Source organism: Alteromonas sp. (genome assembly GCF_984505615.1).
The window spans coordinates 18,959-36,549 of record NZ_CFHOXV010000028.1; the positions used below are offsets into that span (position 1 = coordinate 18,959).

The window sequence follows — 17,591 nt, forward strand, 5'->3', positions numbered from 1 at the left end:
TTTTGTGTTTATTGATTGCTCAATCAGTATATCAATCACGTTGGTAATGTTAAGTACGTTGTTTAAGAGAAAAGAAAATGGAATTGCAGAATCTGAGTTTGCTGGTGGTGTTTGCTGTCAGTATGACGTTTACCCCGGGACCGGCTAATCTGACCTTGCTGGGCACCAGTGTGCAACTGGGCATACGCAGCACGCTGCCGCTAATGGCAGGGGTGGTAACAGGGTTTGTGATTAATGCCCTGGCGATTTGCGTCGGGTTAGGCAGTGTTTTTCAGCAGTTTCCTGTGATGGTGACGTTCATTAAAGTGGCCGGTACGTTCTACATTCTCTATCTTGCTTACAGCTTGTGGCGGGTGAGACACGCCGAAGCCCGCAGGGCCAGCGCTGTTGCCCCGGGATTCTTTAAAGGCATACTGGTACACCCGCTGAACCCCAAAGCCTGGCTGATGTTGATCACCGCGTACAGCCAGTTTGTATCACCCGACCGTGTGGTCACAGACAGTCTGGCCCTTATCGTTGTGTTTTGCTTAAGCGGTCTCGCAGCAAACAGCTTGTGGACGGTACTTGGCAGCGTGATCCACGAATATCTGCAAGTCCCGAAAATGCGCTACAGCTTCTTTACTTCACTGGCAGTGATGCTTTCAGGCTTGGCAATTGCGCTGTGGTTGACATAATAGGCGAAAGCAGCGCACACGGGACGCCACAGATGAAAAAAGCAGTACTGGATAAAACCGACAAGGCCATTTTAGCGGCGTTACAGAATAACAGCGAAACACCGGTAAGCGATATTGCAGAACAGGTGGGGCTGACGACGACACCGTGCTGGCGCCGCATCCAGAGACTGCAAAATGACGGGCTGATCAGCAAGCGTGTGGCTCTGCTCAGTGCTATGCATCTTGGCTTAACCATGACAGTGTTCGTGCAGGTAAAGGCATCCCGTCACGATGCGCAGTGGCTGGACAAGTTTGCCCGCCATGCTTCCTCTTTTGAAGAAGTGGTCGAGTTTTACCGCATGTCCGGCGAGTATGATTATCTGCTTAAAGTGCTGGTTACTGATATGCAAAGCTTTGATCACTTCTACAAGCGGCTGGTATCCGGCATCGATTTGAGCGATGTCACCAGCAGTTTTGCAATGGAACAAATCAAATACTCCACTGAAATGCCCCTGACTCATCTGTGAGCGCAGGCTGACAACGTGCAATACCTTGTGTTGTATCAGGTTGACAGCAATCAGAGCCTTCTTTCGATTCACAGGTGATCCGCTGGTGCCCCCCGTGTGATACTGTGTGCAGGTTTAAATGCACAACAGGAATTCATCGTGACAGCCTCTGCTAATCCTCACTGGAATGATATTTTTCATCTTGAAACGCAGCTAACCGGCGAAGAGCGTATGCTCCGTGACGCGGCCAGGGACTTCTGCCAGACGGCACTGATGCCGGGCATCGAAAAGGCCAACCGGACAGCGACTTTCGATACTGCCATCATGCGCCAGTTCGGCGAAACGGGCCTGTTAGGCGCAACCATTGATGGCTATGGCTGCGCAGGTGTGAATTATGTCTCTTACGGATTGATTGCCAGAGAAGTGGAGCGGGTCGACAGCGGCTACCGCAGCGCCATGAGCGTGCAGTCTTCGCTGGTTATGCATCCCATTGCGACATTTGGTACCACTGAACAAAAAGAAAAATATCTGCCCAAACTGGCCACCGGAGAATTTATTGGTTGCTTTGGTTTAACTGAACCGGATGCGGGGTCGGATCCGGCGGGAATGAAAACCCGCGCGGAAAAAGTGCCGGGTGGATACAGACTGACAGGCAGTAAAATGTGGATCACCAATTCACCGGTAGCCGATGTCTTTGTGGTATGGGCGAAAAATACTGATGAGGGCGATGAGATTTGCGGTTTTGTGCTGGAAAAAGGCATGGCCGGTTTGTCGGCACCGGAAATTAAGGGCAAGTTGTCGCTGAATGCCTCTGTTACCGGCGAAATCGTTATGGATAACGTATTTGTGCCGCAGGAGAACATGTTTCCCGAAGTACGGGGACTAAAAGGACCATTCAGTTGCCTGAATATGGCCAGATACGGTATTTCCTGGGGAGCTATGGGGGCGGCAGAGTTTTGCTGGCACGCTGCGCGGCAGTATGGTCTCGACAGAAAGCAGTTCGGCAGGCCACTGGCACAGACTCAGCTTTTCCAGACAAAGCTGGCGGATATGCAGACGGAAATTGCGCTGGGCTTGCAGGGGAGCTTGCGGGTGGGACAACTGATTGACGAAGGCGCATTTGATCCCGTGATGATTTCACTGGTTAAACGGAATAACTGTTCAAAGGCACTGGATATTGCCCGTAAAGCCAGAGATATGCACGGAGGCAACGGGATTGCCGGTGAGTTCCACGTTATGCGGCATATGCTGAATCTGGAAACAGTGAATACTTATGAGGGCACTTACGATATTCACGGGTTGATTCTGGGCAGGGCGCAAACCGGACTGCAGGCGTTCTTTTAATTTTTTCCGGCACAAATAAAAACAGGCCTTGTGAACAAGGCCTGTTTATCGGGTGTTGACGCTAGTGATTTGAGTCAGCGAGTAGCTTGGATTTCTTCTTGATCTTGCAATCAAAAATCTTCTCAGCATTTTTCCTTCCAATATAGTATGCAACTGTATATGGATGGCTCCGCTCAAAAAACCGCGTAAATGACTTGGTTAATGCATGCATATTCATGAGCCCTCCTGTGGTTTACCCGTCACTATCATATAATTATGACAGTAATATGTCTAACGTGTTACAGAGAAATTTAGTTCACTACGATAAAATAAATTTATCGGGTGACTCCCTTTAAATATAGGCGTTCCGCTAGAATTTGCTAGTTTAATTTTTTTATAGAATAAAATGTTTCTTACTACCACTGCCGGATAATTTTTTTGTATATATCGGCATCAAGCAGGCTGAGCTGCGTCGCCGCCGGTGTCAGTGCCTGTAATGCGTTTACTGCATCCTGCCAGTTATCGTAACGGTTGCCGTCAATCATATACACACTGGCTGCGGCGGGGCGGGTTGAGTCCAGTGGATACGCCGTTGCGGCGGAGGGCGGGGTGGTATTGTGGAAAACCGATTCTGACGTGATGTAATCGGCAATGCCGTCATTGTTGATGTCTTTACTTAGCCAGCTCTTTCCTAACAGGGTGTTGTAGGTGCCGTCAGATTGCATTTGCGAAATGGTGTCGTTAAATGTTGAGATCAGGCCTCTGTTAGCGGCTGTATCCTCAGCCAGCATCAGGTGGAAGCCGCTGGTAATCAGGGCGTCAGCCGAGCGGGAGACCAGTTCCTCGTTATCTGCCAGCAGTAAAAGGTTAAATTCATCAATCAGTAAAGCTGAAGTCATCAGCAGGGGCGTACGATCATCAGCAAATTGTTTAAATGCATCGAATGTCGTGGGCGTACGGGACCATTTCACCTCGCGCACAGCACGGATCTGCGTGGTATTAGCAAAACGGTTCTCGATAGCAATGCGGCTGTCCTGTAACTGAGGCAGCAGTTTAATTTCTTTTACCGCAGGACGTTTGCTGGCTGCATACAGATATAAAGGCAGATACGGCGTTGAATAGAGGGCATTACTCTGTTTGTCATCAAGACTGATAAACGCATATTCTCCGTTAAGCTGGCCGGTAGTCAGTGCACCGCCTAAAAAGGCCCTGCGCATCACTTGCAACGTCACGTCCGTGTCCATACGTCTGAAGGCCTCAGTGACAATACTGTTCAGCCTGGCAGGCTCACCTCCGTTATCAATGTAAGTGGCGAGAGGAGAGGCGCCCAGTTTTATTTCTGCCTGTGCCGGGGTCGTCAGACAAAACAGGCCCGTCAAAATTAAACCGCTAAATACCTTTATCATCAAATACTTCCTAAATACGTCTGCCAGTACGGAGAGATTCGGGCAGAGTCGTCTACCGTAACCGGCTTTATTATAAAAGTGTAGCGTCCCGGAGGGATTAATACAGAAAAAGCGTGACAACCTGTCACGCTTTTAACCTGAGGATAGTGTGAGGACAGCTTGCAGAGACGGGTCGCAAGCTGTGTTTCAGGCTTATTCGCCGAAACTGCCGGCTGCGCCCGGGTAGACCACCGGACTTTCAATGCCGTCCTTGCTGACACTGGCAACACCAAAGAAGTAGTTGTCGATGACAATATTTTCCAGTGTGGCTTCAGTGACATCACCAACAAATTTGCTGTATTGCCACTGCGGTGCATCGGTGTATCGCCAGTACAACTTATAACCGGCTAGCTGAGGATTTTGTTTACTGTTGGCGGCTTTCCATTTCAGCGTGGTGGAAGGTTGTACTGCTCCTTCAATGGATACCTCTGCCGGGGGTGACGGTGCCCAGGACATAGCAGCCAGACTCACTGCATTCAGTCCGGTCAGTTTGGCTGCATAGTCGAAGTCAACGCCGTCAAGGGTGTCGCCGTATACAATGCCGTCTTCCGTGCGTAAGTCCTGATGCTGGCGGGTATAGTTCTCGTTGGTTTCCATGATGCGGATACCGGGATAGCCCAAATCATTGAATGGCCGGTGGTGTCCGCCGCGGCCGAATCTGTCGAGCCGGTAGATCACCATGGTGTCTAAATTTTCGATGTACTGATCAGCAATTTTATCAATATAACGGGCCAGATTGCGGCTGGGGGAATCCACTTCTCCGCCGGTGAAGCGCCGGGTACGGGCTTCTGCCTCAGTTTCAGTGACTCTGGTTCCTTCAGCGAACAGGCGGGCGGTACTGTTATTGATAACGCCGTTCACACCTTCGATATTGCCAATCATATCGTTATTCAGCACGGCCTTGATGCGCCAGCCTTCCTTCTGTGCTTTTGCGGCAAGAATTTTACCGCCGAATAAACCCTGTTCCTCACCGGAAAGTGCGGCGTAGACAATGGTGCCGTTAAACTTGTACTGGCTGAGTACCCGTGCCGCTTCCAGTGTACCGGCAACACCTGAGGCGTTGTCGTTTGCGCCGGGACTGTCTGATGTGAAATCCATCACATCTGATACCCGCGAATCAATGTCACCGGACATGATCACGTAGCGGTCCGGGTCGGTGGTTCCCCGTTGGATAGCAATAACATTGACCACTTCCACCGGATCAGGAATTCGCTTCTCGCCACTGATGGTGTCACTGACCGTGATAACCTCAAGGCAGCCGCCGCATTCAGCGGAGATTTGTTCGAATTCTTTTTGGATCCAGCGACGGGCCGCACCGATGCCACGAGTGTCTGATTTGGTTTCAGACAACGTGTGACGGGTACCGAAATTCACTAATGTAGTGATGTCTTTTTCAATGCGGTCCGCAGAAATTGCTTTAGCAATATCGTGCAGGCGCGGGTCGTCGTTAGCGGTGGGGGCTGCTATCGCTGAAGCGGACAGCAGCATGGTAGTAGCAACCAGTGTGCGTGGTAGCATAAACACTCCTTCAAGCCTGTTGCAAGTGCCACGCTTATGGTTGCGTGGCTTTATATGAAGGCGTAGGCATCACCGAAGAGTTTACCGGTGGACAGGCCACATGCTGCAAAGTCATCCCGTGCCACTTTGGCCATTTCGAAACGCCCTGCAATATAAACCTGTTTGTCAGATAAATCCGGATAGTCAGTCATCACAGCTTTGTGAACCCAACCGGTTTTACCCTGCCAGCCTTCTTCAGGAAATTCTACTACCGGAGCGAAGGTGAAATTGTCATGCTTAGCCGCTAATGCTGTCAGTTCATCGAATAGATAGAGATCTGACTGATTGCGTCCGCCCCAGTAAAGGGTCACCGGCGTGGTTGCATGATCTTTCAGTGCCTGCTGCAAAATAGACCAGGTATAAGAAAAACCGGTACCACCGGCGATAAGAATCATGTCTGAACCATCACTTTGTAATGATGCTTCTCCGTGACCGCCACTTAAGGTGACTTCACCTTCATTACGCATTTTATCGAGGACTTCGGTGGCGTAAGCGTTTTTCTCATCTGCACCAATGTGCAATTCGATTCGACCATTGTCATAAGCCGGATTAGCGATAGAAAACGGACGCTTATCTTTTCCGCCCATATGCACCATGATGTACTGACCGGCTTTAAAATCCACCGGCTGCGCAGGCGTTAACTCAACTTTATAAACGACCTCAGTTAACGGCGTGATGGCCGTAACTTTACACTGAAATTCCGACATAGTTACTCTTTGATTGGTTGAAATTCTGACGCAGGCTGAGAGGGGAGCGCATGTGCAATTAAAACACGCGGTAAACCCATCCATGGGCGCTCCACCGCAGCATCCCTGCTGCGGAGGGTTTTAATTGCACACACACTCCCCGCTTTCACGCCTGCGTCCGGCATTATGCTCACAATATGTTTGCGGAGGTTGGGAATAATGCGTGTTTTAATTTCGCACAGACTTCACCAGCCAATGGTTCGCACACACACTCCCCGCTAATCAGTCCATAATACCAAGACTGTCCCAGATGTCATCCACGCGCTGTTTCACGTTTTCATCCATGACGATAGGCGTGCCCCACTCGCGGTCTGTTTCACCGGGCATTTTATTGGTGGCATCCATACCCATTTTAGACCCCAGACCGGAAACCGGAGAGGCAAAATCCAGGTAATCAATGGGTGTGTTCTCAATAAGAACAGTATCTCTTGCAGGGTCCATTCTGGTGGTAATGGCCCATATCACGTCTTCCCAGTTGCGGGCATCCACATCGTCATCACATACAATCACAAATTTGGTATACATGAACTGACGCAGGAATGACCAGACGCCCATCATCACCCGTTTGGCGTGGCCGGGATACTGCTTCTTCATGGTGACGACCGCCATGCGGTAAGAACACCCTTCCGGCGGCAGATAAAAATCGACGATTTCAGGGAATTGCTTTTGCAAAATAGGCACGAACACTTCGTTCAGTGCTACACCCAGAATCGCAGGCTCATCCGGCGGACGGCCGGTATACGTAGAGTGATAAATTGGCTTCTGACGGTGGGTGATATGGGTGACAGTGAATACCGGGAAAGAATCGACTTCGTTATAGTAGCCGGTGTGGTCACCGTAGGGACCTTCCGGTGCTACTTCGTCCTGAGCGATATAACCTTCCAGCACGATTTCGGCACTGGCTGGCACCTGCAAGTCATTACTGACTGATTTCACCACCTCGGTTTTGCTGCCGCGTAACAAGCCGGCAAAGGCATATTCCGACAGCGTATCCGGCACCGGAGTTACGGCACCTAAAATGGTGGCCGGATCGGCGCCAAGCGCTACAGACACCGGATAAGGTTCGCCGGGATGGGTTTGACACCATTCACGAAAATCCAGTGCACCGCCACGGTGGGATAACCAGCGCATAATGACTTTGTTTTTCCCGATTACCTGCTGACGGTAAATACCCAGGTTCTGACGTTTTTTGTGCGGACCTTTGGTAACCGTTAATCCCCAGGTGATCAGTGGCGCGGCATCGCCCGGCCAGCAGCGCTGAACCGGCAGTTTAGATAAGTCGACGTCATCACCGCTGAGCACCACTTCCTGACAGGGCGCCTTTTTCACTTCTTTGGCCGGCATATTCAGGACCTGCTTGAACACCGGTAATTTTTCCCAGAGATCCTTCAGTCCTTTAGGCGGCTCGGGCTCTTTTAAGTAGGCAAGTAATTTACCTACTTCACGGAGCGCCGATACTGATGACTGGCCCATTCCCAGCGCTACACGTTCTGGCGTACCAAACAAGTTTGCCAGTACCGGTATGTCTGACCCTTTCGGGTTCTCAAATAACAGGGCCGGACCTTTGGCCCGCAATGTACGGTCGGCGATTTCCGTCATTTCCAGGTCGGTGTCGATTTCCTGTGTAATGCGTTTCAGCTCGCCTCTGGCTTCAAGTTGCTCAATAAAATCCCGTAGATCTTTGTATTTCATCGTTTCCGTGTTTATTGCATCCTGAGAATGGTAGCCGGAGTATATCACTTAACGGCCGGATCCGTTTCAGGGGATGCCGGTTTGTGTCATAAACTTAATTGAGCAGCAGGTTGTTGATATAAATTAATCTGGACAGCGGCTGCAAATGGTAGTGTTATAGCGGATGTACCCGCAGTATTTGCCTTACAATTAACCCTGCTGTGGTGCACTCAAACAATAACAGTGTCAGGAGAGTGTAATGGTGTTAGTAGATCAGGATATGGTCGACGAGTTAAATCTTCTTCTTAAATTTCCGGCGTCCAGTCTCATGCAGGGACTGAAAATTCATCACGACGCCAGCCAGTCAGTTGTTCACGCCGCAGAACGTCTTTACTCAAAAGGAATTATTACTCAGCCTGACGGCGGCTATCTTACCGACCTGGGCGTAGACCTGGCAGAGCATGCCCGGCACATCCAGTCAGCATTATCGATGAAACTGAACTAAGCTTGCAGCTTAAGCTTTACCGTACCCCGCCGATAAATTAAACATAGCGGTGCGATGCCTGTTACTGACGGCATCGTTCACCGGCACCGGGGTCAATGACAGTTCAGGTTTTCACATGAAAAATCGCGTAATTCTTTTGTTTACATCATTGCTGTGTGTTGCCGGGCTTAATGTGTCTTCTGCTCAGGAGCTCAAAGCCGTGCAACTTTACACACAGGATGAACTCATCAACATGATCAACAAAAATGAGCACCTTACACGGGTGGTCACCGATCGTTGTCAGCTGGTACAGGATATTGAAGCCCACGCTGAAGTGCTGAAGGAGCCCGCTTATCAGTTTCTCTGGGGCGATATGCTGGCCTGGGGGGTCTGTGTGGATGCCGAACCTGAACGCGGGATTGGATTTATCCGTGATGCGTCGGAACAGGGATTGCCGGCTGCGCTTGAACAACTGGGCCGGTACTATGCCAAAGGCACCCTGGTGCAGACAGACAAACAGCGTGCGGTAATCTATCTCCGTGAAGCCTCAGCACTGGGTAACCTAAAAGCGCAAATGCAACTTGCGCAACTGTTTCTCGATGGTCACGGCAGCCCTTACGATTATGAAGATACCTATCACTGGCTGTACAACGCAGTAACAGATGACAAAAAAACGCACAGCGAAATCGCCGGATACTTATCGGAGCTGGAAAAGCTGATGCACCCGAAAGCGGTAAGAAACGCCAGACGGCCCGCAGATTCCTGACAGTATTTACTTTGGTTGCTCAGGGGCTTTCTCGATCAGGCCCTTGAGGGTTTCCAGCGTATCGGCCTCTGCGGCAGGTTTATCCCAGCGGATACGGTGAATGCGGGGGAAGCGTAAAGCTACCCCGGACTTATGCCGGCTTGAGGGATGTACGGCATCAAACGCGACTTCTACCACCAGCTCCTTTTTTACTTCCCTTACCGGACCAAAACGACCCGTTGCATTGCGGCGTACCCAGTTATCCAGCTTCTTCAGTTCTTCATCGGTGAAGCCGGAATAAGCTTTGCCCACCGGGAGCAGTGTATCGCCCTCCAGGGCGCCGAAGGTGAAGTCTGAATAAAAGCTGGAACGCTTACCGTGCCCTCGCTGGGCATACATAACGACTGCATCAATTAACAGGGGATCCCGTTTCCATTTATACCACAACCCTTTTGGACGGCCGGGTACATAGGTACTGTCTTTGCGTTTCAGCATCAGTCCTTCAATGGAGGTGTCTTCAGTAACCTGCTCATGCAGCTTTTCCAGTTCAGCTACATCACTCACATTGTAAGTGGGGGATAAATGCAGGCGTTCCCCCGGATGCTTTTTTATGTAATCCGCCAGACGCTGACGACGCTCAGTTAATGGCAGGTTCATCAGTGACTCGCCATTAAGTTCCAGCAGGTCATAGGCCATGATTGCTACCGGCAGTGATTGCATAAGTTTCGCGGAGGGCTTTTTCTTATTTAATCGTTGCTGCAATTGATTGAAGGTATCGACCTTATCGCCGTGCATTACCAGTAATTCACCATCGAGTACCAGGTTATGATCGATGGTGTCCAGCAGATCCGGAAACGAACCACTGATGTCGTCACCGGTGCGGCTGAACAGGGCCTTGCCCGCAGGAGCCGATACCAGTTGCACACGGATGCCGTCGAATTTGGGTTCAATTTGCCATTCGCCCGCGGCAAGTTTTTCCCGTGTATCACCATCGATGGGATGGGAAAGCATCACAGGATGAAAGGTAACCCGGTCAGAAATATCCGGCTTCGGCCCTTTGTTTTCCAGCCACCTCAACAATTCGGTGTATGGCGGCTCGACGCCATGCCAGAGGACTTCAATTTCTTCTACGGGCACTTCGCCGTAGCTGGCGAGGATTTGCTTAATACTGCGGGCAGAAACCCCTATGCGCAATCCCCGTGTACCCAGTTTGATGAGTGCCCAGCGCTGAGAGGCTGTCATGTTATCGAGAAGGGCAGTAAGCAATGGTTTTACTTCTGTACGCTTCGCCTCGCGGAATGATTCGACAATCTCATTCAGACCGGGCAGCACAACATCGTCAGAGGGCTGAGTTTCAGGTTGCCACAGATGGGCCACGGTTTCACTCATTTCGCCCACGTAGTCGTAGCTCATGGCAAAAAGATTTTCGTCGATGCGTTCAAGCATCAAGGTTTTTATTGTATTGCGCTTAAAAAAATCGAATCTGAGTTCACCGGCGATGGCCGCGATTGCCCAGCCCCTGTCCGGATCCGGAGTGGTAGCAATGTAATGGGAAATCAGCACGGCTTTGGCGTTGGTGCCGCTGGTAAAATAAAGCTGTTCCAATAAATCACTGAATGCTTCCATCAGCCGTTTTCCTCATCGTCATCGTAGCCGACCATGGAAAGCGCTCTGGCTTTAAAACCCATCAGATTTGCCTGATACACCAGTGCATCTTCGCGGCCATGAGTCACCCACACTTCTTTGGGAGAGACTTCTTCGATGGTTTGCAGCAACTCCGGCCAGTCGCAGTGATCGGAAATAATCAGGGGCAGTTCAACCTGGCGTTGCCGGGCGCGGGCACGAATCTGCATCCAGCCTGATGCCATCACGGTGCGTACATCAGGCAGGGAACGGGACCAGCGATCAGCCAGTGCTGACGGCGGGGCCAAAACAATTTCGCCGGCAAGGGAGGCCTTATCCTCAACGTCACTGACCGGAATCAATTCTCCCAGTGCTATACCCTGTTGCTGATAGAGCTCGCATAATTTGAGCAGTGCGCCATGCAGATAAACAGGTTTGTGATAGCCAGCTTCCCGCAAACCAATAAGCACCCGTTGGCATTTTCCCAGCGCATAGGTGCCGACCAGATGGCAGCGGTGAGGGAAAACGCTTAGTGATGTAAGTAACTTATCGATTTCATGACTGATTGGCGGGTGAGTGAATACCGGCAGACCGAAGGTGGCTTCAGTAATGAACACATCGCAGGGCACCACTTCAAAGGGCGGACAGGTAGGATCGTGACGACGCTTGTAATCACCGGATATCACCAGGCGGCTTCCGCGATACTCCAGCAGCACCTGAACAGAGCCAAGAATATGACCGGCAGGATAGAGGATCATTGTGACAGGGTCTGCACTGTCTCCCAATGACACGGGAACGCCCGGCTTAAGCGCGGTGGTGCGTTCTGCCATCTCCTCACCGTAGCGGGTTTTCATGATTGCCAGGGTTTCAGCTGAAGCGAATACATGTTGATGACCTGCACGGGCATGATCAGCATGCCCGTGGGTAACCACGGCGTTTTCCGCCGGTTGCATCGGATCGATGTAAAGCTTCGCAGGATGACAATATAATCCTGCCTCTTCTACCGATATCCAGTCTTGTGGGTGCACCCTGTACTCCGTAAACCTGTTTGGTTTAATTGTACGTACAAGGCACTTAAACAGATGTGCGGTGAGCAAAGCAGAACATGACATTGATTTAATACCGGGCAACTGAAACCGCCGGGGCTGTTCATGCGTAACTAACTGGTTTATGGCAAAAAGACTTCCACCTCCTTTTTATCAGTGGCTACGAAGTAAAGGCTGGCAACTGCGCGACTATCAGCGTCGTATGCTGCCGGCTGTCGCGGACAATAACGCCACACTGCTGATTGCTCCTACTGGGGCAGGAAAAACCCTGTCCGGTTTTCTGCCTTCTCTGGCTGATTTATACCGCCATCCCGTAGCAGGATTGCACACCTTGTATATATCTCCTTTGAAAGCCCTGACAAACGACATTCAGCGCAACCTGATGGCACCGGTGGAGGCCATGGATCTGCCGGTAACCATTGAGACCCGTACCGGGGACACCCCATCCCATAAACGCCAGCGTCAGCGGCGCAAACCGCCGAATATTTTGCTTACCACGCCGGAATCACTGATGCTTTTGCTGTCATATGCTGATGCACCGGCCATATTCAAAAACTTGAAGACGGTGATCATTGATGAGGTTCACAGCCTGGTTGCCAATAAGCGTGGCGATTTCACTTCTCTTGCACTGGCAAGGTTACAAACCCTTGCGCCTGATATGCACCGTGTCGGATTGTCGGCAACGGTTGCACACCCTGAGGTTATTGCCGGCTGGCTTGGCCGGACTGGGGAACCGGCTGAAGTGATTCAGGTACCGCAGGCGGTGAAGCCTGAAATTACCCTTTTGGAATCAGAGCACCGCATGCCGTTCGGCGGCTTTATGGCCCGCTACGCCATGGAAGAAGTTTACACCGCGATTAAACAGGCAGGCACCACACTAGTGTTTGTGAATACCCGTGCACAAGCTGAATTGGTGTTTCAGATGCTGTGGGAAGAAAACCGGGAGGGTTTACCTATTGCGTTGTACCACGGTTCTTTATCGAAAGAGCAACGCCGCAAAACAGAAAGTCTGATGGGGCAGGGGAGTTTACGGGCTATTGTCAGTACCTCAGCGCTGGAGTTGGGGATTGACTGGGGTGATATCGACCTGGTCATACAGATTGGCGCACCCAAAGGTGTCAGCCGGCTACTTCAGCGAATTGGCCGGGCAAATCACCGGCTCGATGAACCCAGCAAAGCCTTACTGGTGCCGGCTAACCGGTTTGAAGCGGTGGAATGCAGGGCGGCGATGAATGCCATCGCTGCAGGTGAGTTGGATGGCGAGCCGCTGCTCCCCGGGGCGATGGATATTTTGCCTCAGTTCATTTTAAACTGCGCCTGTAGTCAGCCTGCAGACCCGGAGGATATTTACCGGCAGGTACTGGATGCCGCTCCGTATCAAAGTACCGGTTACGCCGATTTCATGAAGTTGTGGCAGTTCACCGTTGATGGCGGTTATGCGCTGCGGGCATACGAGCGTTACCAGCGAATGGAAAAACGGGAGGACGGCACGTACAGCCCTGCATCCAAACGGGTTATTCAGCGTCACCGGCAAAATATCGGCACCATAGTGGAAGCCGGACGGTTGAAGGTAAAGCGCATCCGCCGGGGCAATCAGGGCAAAATTATTGGTGAAGTGGAAGAGTACTTCGCCCAGCAACTGGTGCCCGGCGACACCTTTATGTTTGCCGGAGAAATCCTTAAATTCGAAGCTATCCGGGACATGCAGTTGCACGCAAAGCCCGCCAAAGGTGGTGAGCCGAAAATCCCATCCTACGCCGGCGGGCAAATGCCCATGTCTACTTTTCTGGCAGAGGGCGTAAGGCAGATACTGGATACGCCGGCAGACTGGTCAACGTTACCGGCACAGGTAAGGGAGTGGCTGGAATTGCAGCAGGCATTCTCGGCCCTGCCCGACAACAAGCGGGTGCTGATTGAGCAGTTTCCTTACCGCAAAACAAACTACTTATTGTTTTATACCTTCGAGGGCCGCAAAGCGAACCAGACTCTGGGCATGCTGATGACGCGGCGCATGGAAAAAATGCGTTTAAAACCGCTGAGCTTTTCTGTCACCGACTATGGCTTGTCTGTATGTTTGCTGGAGCAGGTGACAGAGGCGCAGCTGGAGCAATTGTTCCGACCGGATATTTTGGGTGACGAACTGGAAGACTGGATGCTGCATGCACCGATGCTGAAACGGTCATTCAGGCAGGTTGCCGTGGTCAGCGGCCTGACAGAACAACGCTATCACAGCAGCAACAAAACCATGAAGCAGGTCACCTTTTCCACTGATCTGATTTACGATACCTTGCGGGAACATGAACCCGACCATATTTTACTGACTGTTACCCGTGCGGACGCAGAGAGGGAACTACTGGATTTGAAACGGCTGGCTGACATGCTGATCCGGTTTTATGACAAACTTCACTTTGTGTCGTTACCCAAAGTGTCTCCCATGGCCATTCCCATTGTGCTGGATGTTCGCAGTGAACAGGTGAAAGGCGCCGGTGCACATGCAGTGATAGAGCAGGCCAGTTTGTATCAGGAAGCAGAAGACATGATGGCAGACATCAGAGCCTTGTTAAGTGGTGACGCGCCGGATGAAGCAGGCGGAAACGGGTAAACAGTGCAGGGAATTAAGTGGCGATAACAGAAGAACAGCTTAACCGACTGGTAGCGCACAACAGGGCAGTGCCGGTAAGGTTTGCGCAGCAGGTGTTTATTGCCGATGGCAGGGGCGTGTTGTATTGCCCGGCCAGGGACGCGCTGGTGGTATCCGATCTGCATTTCGAAAAGGGAAGCTATATGAGCCGGTTTGCCAACCCGTTGCCACAACTGGACAGTCTGGCGACATTGCAGCGCCTGCAGGAAATACTGTCAGACTATGCGCCGGCACAGGTTATCTGCCTCGGGGACAGTTTCCATGATGCCGGTGGCTTTGATCGCATGGGCATTGCAGAAAGAAAGCTGCTGGCTGGTTTAACGGCACAATATAAAGACTGGGTATGGATAGCCGGCAACCATGACCCTGAGATCCCGGCCGGTGCCGGTGGCCGCACACTGGATGTTTTGCACTGGGGCAATATCAGGCTGCAGCACGAACCGGATGAATCCGCAGACACGCCTTCCGGGGCACAATCTCCGGCCGCGCAAATCATCGGCCATTTTCACCCTAAAACCCGCACCTGCGTTGGCAGAAAACGTTTCTCCGGCAAGTGTTTTGTAAGTGATGACGACTTGTTTATTATGCCTGCCTTCGGGCAGTACACCGGTGGCCTGGATGTCAGCAGCGGGGTGCTCACCGCGTTGCTGAAGCGCGGTGATAGACAATGTTTTTTACTGTACGAAAATAAGATATATCGCTGTAAACCTGACTGAAAGTACAGTTATCCTGATATATCGGGTGTACTACACTGGCACGCAGTTATCTACCGGAACGCTGCCACTATGTACACACATCGTCGCTGTCCCTGCTGCAAAAGTCGCAGTATTTGCATGAAAGCCCTCGCTAACAGCGGCAAGTTTATGTGCCGTGAATGCTGGCAACCTGTCAGAGTCAGCCGGCTATGGCGATACGGTGCAACCTTGTTTATGCTGGTAAGCACATTTCTGCTGTTTCAGTTTACATTCCGCTTCGCCGGGGCAGTATTATTTTTCCCTTCTCTGATGCTGCTTGCAGGGAATGATATCTATGCGGTGAGGTGGTTTCCGCTGACCAGATTTAAAGACAGTGATTTTGTGGGGAATGAGTTGGATAAGCGAACAAGCCACCGTTTGCGCTGAAGGCAAGCCGGCAGCCTGCGGGCTGGCGGAGGATTAATCCCGCCAGCGTTTAGTTAAATCTTCATAGGCGTCAATGCGACGGTCACGGAAGTAAGGCCAGATGCGTTTTACCTTTTCAGTTCTTTCCATATCCAGTTCTACCGCCAGCGTCTCCTCTTTGTCGGCGGAAGCCTGTGCTAGCACTTCACCTTGCGGGCCGGAAATAAAGCTCTGTCCCCAGAACTGAATGCCCGGATCGCCTTCTACCGGAGAGGCTTCAAAACCGGTTCGGTTCGCCACAATGACAGGTAACGAGTTGGCAACAGAGTGAGCGCGCTGGATCGTATGCCAGGCACCGTGCTGGCGCTGACGGTCTTCTTCCGTATCGGTCATATCCCATCCGATAGCGGTGGGGTAGAACAATAAATCTGCACCGGCCATTGCCATCAGGCGGGCTGCTTCCGGATACCACTGATCCCAGCAAACCAGCACACCGAGTTTACCCACACTGGTTTCAATTGGCTTAAAGCCCATGTCGCCGGGGGTAAAATAAAACTTCTCGTAAAAACCGGGATCGTCAGGAATATGCATTTTGCGGTATTTGCCGGCAATTTCTTTGCTGCGGTCAAACACCACGGCGGTATTGTGATATAGCCCTGAGCCCCGCTTTTCGAACAAAGAGGTTACCAGCACAATATTGTGTTTTTCTGCCAGCTCGCCAAAGAAGTCTGTAGCCGGTCCGGGAATAGGCTCTGCCAGATCAAATGCATTCGTGTCTTCTTCCTGACAGAAATACAGTGTTGAATGCAGCTCCTGTAATAAAATACATTCACAACCTTCAGCGGCCAGTTTAGCAACCTGCTCTGCACTTTTGTTCCAGTTGGTGGCTTTATCGTTGCCGGCAACGGCCTGCTGAACCAGACCTACTTTAAGGGATTTCTTAGGCATAGAGGGTCACTCCTTTATTCAGTTGAGCCAGTACAGAAGGCTTCAATGTGTTAACCGGAACCTGCATGGAAATACAATGCAGACTGCCGTATTGTCGTACCAGGGTGTCACAATTCACCGGTACGATGGTGTGATCAGGGAAGGCAGCCTGTGTGACAGCAATGGCTTCTGCGTCCTGAGGTTGCTGATACACGGGCAGTAAAACCGCATCATTGCAAATCAGGAAATTCGCATAGGATGCTGGCAGACGATCGCCGTCATCGTTATACATTTCCGGTAACGGCAATCTGAATTGCTCATGGGCAGGGAACGCATCCGCGCACTCTTCACACAACGCAGCCAGACCGGCAAAATGACTGTCTTCGGGGCAGTTATCCGCGGCCTGAATAACCAGACCTTGTGACGGTGTAAAGCGCACCAGTGTATCAATGTGACCGTCGGTGTCGTCGCCTTCAAGGTGTCCCTGATGAAAAATGGTCACTGCAGAGCAATCCAGCATCCGGCGGAATTCATCATCATATTGTGCCAGGGTCATTTTGCCGTTGCGCTCAGGGTTTTGCAGGCACTGTGCCGTTGACAGTAAGTGGCCGTTCTCATCAATTTCCAGTGCGCCGCCTTCGGCTACGACATCGCTGGTTTTCAGCGGAAGCTGACACATACCCGCCAGATAACGCTGGTTGACCCGGTTATCCAGAAACGCATCGAATTTATTGCCCCAGCCGTTAAACTGAAACTCAACGGGTTGTCCCGGGCTGGTTGCATCGCCCGCGGCTCTGCATGTTAAAAATGCATAGTCCCGTGCCCACGTATCATTGAATTCAGCAGACACAATTAATACCCGTGCACTGGCAGGTAAGCGGCTTTGCACGCCGGCAATATCACTTTCACGGCACAGCAGAATGACACCGGCTTTGGCGGCATTCACCTGCTCAATCACCTGCAGATAAGTGGCTCTTGTTTCTTCAAGCCAGGGAGCCCAGTCAGTCTGGTCATGGGGCCAGGCGAGGATCACAGCATCGATGGCTTCCCACTCCGGAATAAGTGGTGAAGGTGTATTCGTCATTGCGGTTCCGTTGAATCAGTTAGTAGACGGCGCAAGTATA

Annotated in this window: 16 protein-coding genes; 8 read left to right on the forward strand and 8 right to left on the reverse strand. The window is 51.4% G+C overall.

The genetic code is table 11. The features are described from left to right. Nucleotides 1-77 precede the first annotated feature (77 nt). From AC4PME_RS14365 to AC4PME_RS14375, 3 genes are all read left to right on the forward strand, one after another. Complete coding sequence (locus AC4PME_RS14365) at nt 78-674, forward strand: LysE family translocator (RefSeq protein WP_491046263.1); 597 nt, start codon at nt 78-80, stop codon at nt 672-674. Between the two features lie 32 nt (nt 675-706). After that, nucleotides 707-1,180, forward strand: a complete 474-nt coding sequence (locus AC4PME_RS14370; RefSeq protein ID WP_181013636.1) for an Lrp/AsnC family transcriptional regulator — start codon at nt 707-709, stop codon at nt 1,178-1,180. Nucleotides 1,181-1,390: 210 nt separating this feature from the next. Beyond that, entirely contained in the window at nt 1,391-2,503 is a 1,113-nt protein-coding gene (locus AC4PME_RS14375; RefSeq protein ID WP_491046283.1) for an acyl-CoA dehydrogenase, read from the forward strand. Nucleotides 2,504-2,898: 395 nt separating this feature from the next. Here the strand turns inward: AC4PME_RS14375 and AC4PME_RS14380 are convergent, their stop codons facing one another. The 4 genes from AC4PME_RS14380 to ubiD all read right to left on the reverse strand — a co-directional run bounded on the left by AC4PME_RS14380 (nt 2,899) and on the right by ubiD (nt 7,922). After that, on the reverse strand, nt 2,899-3,888 hold the full coding sequence (locus tag AC4PME_RS14380) for a substrate-binding periplasmic protein (RefSeq protein WP_491046262.1): 990 nt from the start codon (nt 3,886-3,888) through the stop codon (nt 2,899-2,901). A gap of 192 nt (nt 3,889-4,080) precedes the next feature. After that, nucleotides 4,081-5,415 carry a M28 family metallopeptidase gene (locus AC4PME_RS14385; RefSeq protein ID WP_490710415.1) on the reverse strand — a complete coding sequence of 445 codons (1,335 nt, stop codon included), beginning with the start codon at nt 5,413-5,415 and terminating at the stop codon, nt 4,081-4,083. An 80-nt stretch (nt 5,416-5,495) separates the two neighbouring features. Continuing rightward, nucleotides 5,496-6,191: an NAD(P)H-flavin reductase gene (fre, locus tag AC4PME_RS14390; RefSeq protein WP_349589544.1), complete on the reverse strand. Its 696-nt coding sequence runs from the start codon at nt 6,189-6,191 to the stop codon at nt 5,496-5,498. A gap of 261 nt (nt 6,192-6,452) precedes the next feature. Further along, nucleotides 6,453-7,922, reverse strand: coding sequence for a 4-hydroxy-3-polyprenylbenzoate decarboxylase (ubiD, locus tag AC4PME_RS14395; protein WP_119502643.1), 1,470 nt, complete (start codon nt 7,920-7,922; stop codon nt 6,453-6,455). A gap of 238 nt (nt 7,923-8,160) precedes the next feature. Between ubiD and AC4PME_RS14400 the strand changes: the two genes are divergently transcribed. Both AC4PME_RS14400 and AC4PME_RS14405 read left to right on the forward strand, forming a co-directional pair. After that, nucleotides 8,161-8,406, forward strand: a complete 246-nt coding sequence (locus tag AC4PME_RS14400) for a TIGR02647 family protein (RefSeq protein ID WP_119502642.1) — start codon at nt 8,161-8,163, stop codon at nt 8,404-8,406. Between the two features lie 115 nt (nt 8,407-8,521). Continuing rightward, nucleotides 8,522-9,151 carry a tetratricopeptide repeat protein gene (locus tag AC4PME_RS14405; protein ID WP_491046261.1) on the forward strand — a complete coding sequence of 210 codons (630 nt, stop codon included), beginning with the start codon at nt 8,522-8,524 and terminating at the stop codon, nt 9,149-9,151. A gap of 6 nt (nt 9,152-9,157) precedes the next feature. Here the strand turns inward: AC4PME_RS14405 and AC4PME_RS14410 are convergent, their stop codons facing one another. Together AC4PME_RS14410 and AC4PME_RS14415 are read right to left on the reverse strand one after the other, a co-directional pair. Then, nucleotides 9,158-10,756 carry a cisplatin damage response ATP-dependent DNA ligase gene (locus tag AC4PME_RS14410; protein WP_491046260.1) on the reverse strand — a complete coding sequence of 533 codons (1,599 nt, stop codon included), beginning with the start codon at nt 10,754-10,756 and terminating at the stop codon, nt 9,158-9,160. After that, nucleotides 10,756-11,781 (reverse strand): ligase-associated DNA damage response exonuclease, encoded by a 1,026-nt coding sequence (locus AC4PME_RS14415; protein ID WP_491046259.1) that lies wholly within the window; start codon nt 11,779-11,781, stop codon nt 10,756-10,758. The genes AC4PME_RS14410 and AC4PME_RS14415 overlap by 1 nt, the downstream gene beginning before the upstream one ends. 142 nt (nt 11,782-11,923) lie before the next feature. On the opposite strand from AC4PME_RS14415, the gene AC4PME_RS14420 reads away from it, so the two are divergent. From AC4PME_RS14420 to AC4PME_RS14430, 3 genes are all read left to right on the forward strand, one after another. After that, nucleotides 11,924-14,401: a ligase-associated DNA damage response DEXH box helicase gene (locus AC4PME_RS14420; protein WP_491046258.1), complete on the forward strand. Its 2,478-nt coding sequence runs from the start codon at nt 11,924-11,926 to the stop codon at nt 14,399-14,401. 17 nt (nt 14,402-14,418) lie between these two features. After that, entirely contained in the window at nt 14,419-15,156 is a 738-nt protein-coding gene (gene pdeM / locus AC4PME_RS14425; RefSeq protein ID WP_491046257.1) for a ligase-associated DNA damage response endonuclease PdeM, read from the forward strand. A 117-nt stretch (nt 15,157-15,273) separates the two neighbouring features. Beyond that, nucleotides 15,274-15,561 carry a hypothetical protein gene (locus tag AC4PME_RS14430; protein ID WP_491046256.1) on the forward strand — a complete coding sequence of 96 codons (288 nt, stop codon included), beginning with the start codon at nt 15,274-15,276 and terminating at the stop codon, nt 15,559-15,561. Nucleotides 15,562-15,594: 33 nt separating this feature from the next. Here AC4PME_RS14430 and AC4PME_RS14435 read toward each other — a convergent pair whose 3' ends face one another. Both AC4PME_RS14435 and AC4PME_RS14440 read right to left on the reverse strand, forming a co-directional pair. Then, complete coding sequence (locus tag AC4PME_RS14435; RefSeq protein WP_491046255.1) at nt 15,595-16,488, reverse strand: carbon-nitrogen hydrolase; 894 nt, start codon at nt 16,486-16,488, stop codon at nt 15,595-15,597. Next, the gene (locus tag AC4PME_RS14440; RefSeq protein ID WP_491046254.1) at nt 16,481-17,551 is read right to left on the reverse strand and encodes an agmatine deiminase family protein; all 1,071 of its coding nucleotides are present in this window, start codon (nt 17,549-17,551) and stop codon (nt 16,481-16,483) included. The genes AC4PME_RS14435 and AC4PME_RS14440 overlap by 8 nt, the downstream gene beginning before the upstream one ends. Between the last annotated feature and the right edge of the window lie 40 nt (nt 17,552-17,591).

Coding starts and splice junctions, on each gene's coding strand:
- AC4PME_RS14400 (WP_119502642.1), top strand. CDS start 8,161: ATGGTGTTAGTAGATCAGGATATGGTCGACGAGTTAAATCTTCTTCTT.
- AC4PME_RS14370 (WP_181013636.1), top strand. CDS start 707: ATGAAAAAAGCAGTACTGGATAAAACCGACAAGGCCATTTTAGCGGCG.
- AC4PME_RS14430 (WP_491046256.1), top strand. CDS start 15,274: ATGAAAGCCCTCGCTAACAGCGGCAAGTTTATGTGCCGTGAATGCTGG.
- AC4PME_RS14380 (WP_491046262.1), bottom strand. CDS start 3,888: ATGATAAAGGTATTTAGCGGTTTAATTTTGACGGGCCTGTTTTGTCTG.
- AC4PME_RS14435 (WP_491046255.1), bottom strand. CDS start 16,488: ATGCCTAAGAAATCCCTTAAAGTAGGTCTGGTTCAGCAGGCCGTTGCC.
- AC4PME_RS14385 (WP_490710415.1), bottom strand. CDS start 5,415: ATGCTGCTGTCCGCTTCAGCGATAGCAGCCCCCACCGCTAACGACGAC.
- ubiD (WP_119502643.1), bottom strand. CDS start 7,922: ATGAAATACAAAGATCTACGGGATTTTATTGAGCAACTTGAAGCCAGA.
- AC4PME_RS14365 (WP_491046263.1), top strand. CDS start 78: ATGGAATTGCAGAATCTGAGTTTGCTGGTGGTGTTTGCTGTCAGTATG.
- AC4PME_RS14375 (WP_491046283.1), top strand. CDS start 1,391: ATGCTCCGTGACGCGGCCAGGGACTTCTGCCAGACGGCACTGATGCCG.
- AC4PME_RS14440 (WP_491046254.1), bottom strand. CDS start 17,551: ATGACGAATACACCTTCACCACTTATTCCGGAGTGGGAAGCCATCGAT.
- AC4PME_RS14420 (WP_491046258.1), top strand. CDS start 11,924: ATGGCAAAAAGACTTCCACCTCCTTTTTATCAGTGGCTACGAAGTAAA.
- AC4PME_RS14405 (WP_491046261.1), top strand. CDS start 8,522: ATGAAAAATCGCGTAATTCTTTTGTTTACATCATTGCTGTGTGTTGCC.
- fre (WP_349589544.1), bottom strand. CDS start 6,191: ATGTCGGAATTTCAGTGTAAAGTTACGGCCATCACGCCGTTAACTGAG.
- AC4PME_RS14410 (WP_491046260.1), bottom strand. CDS start 10,756: ATGGAAGCATTCAGTGATTTATTGGAACAGCTTTATTTTACCAGCGGC.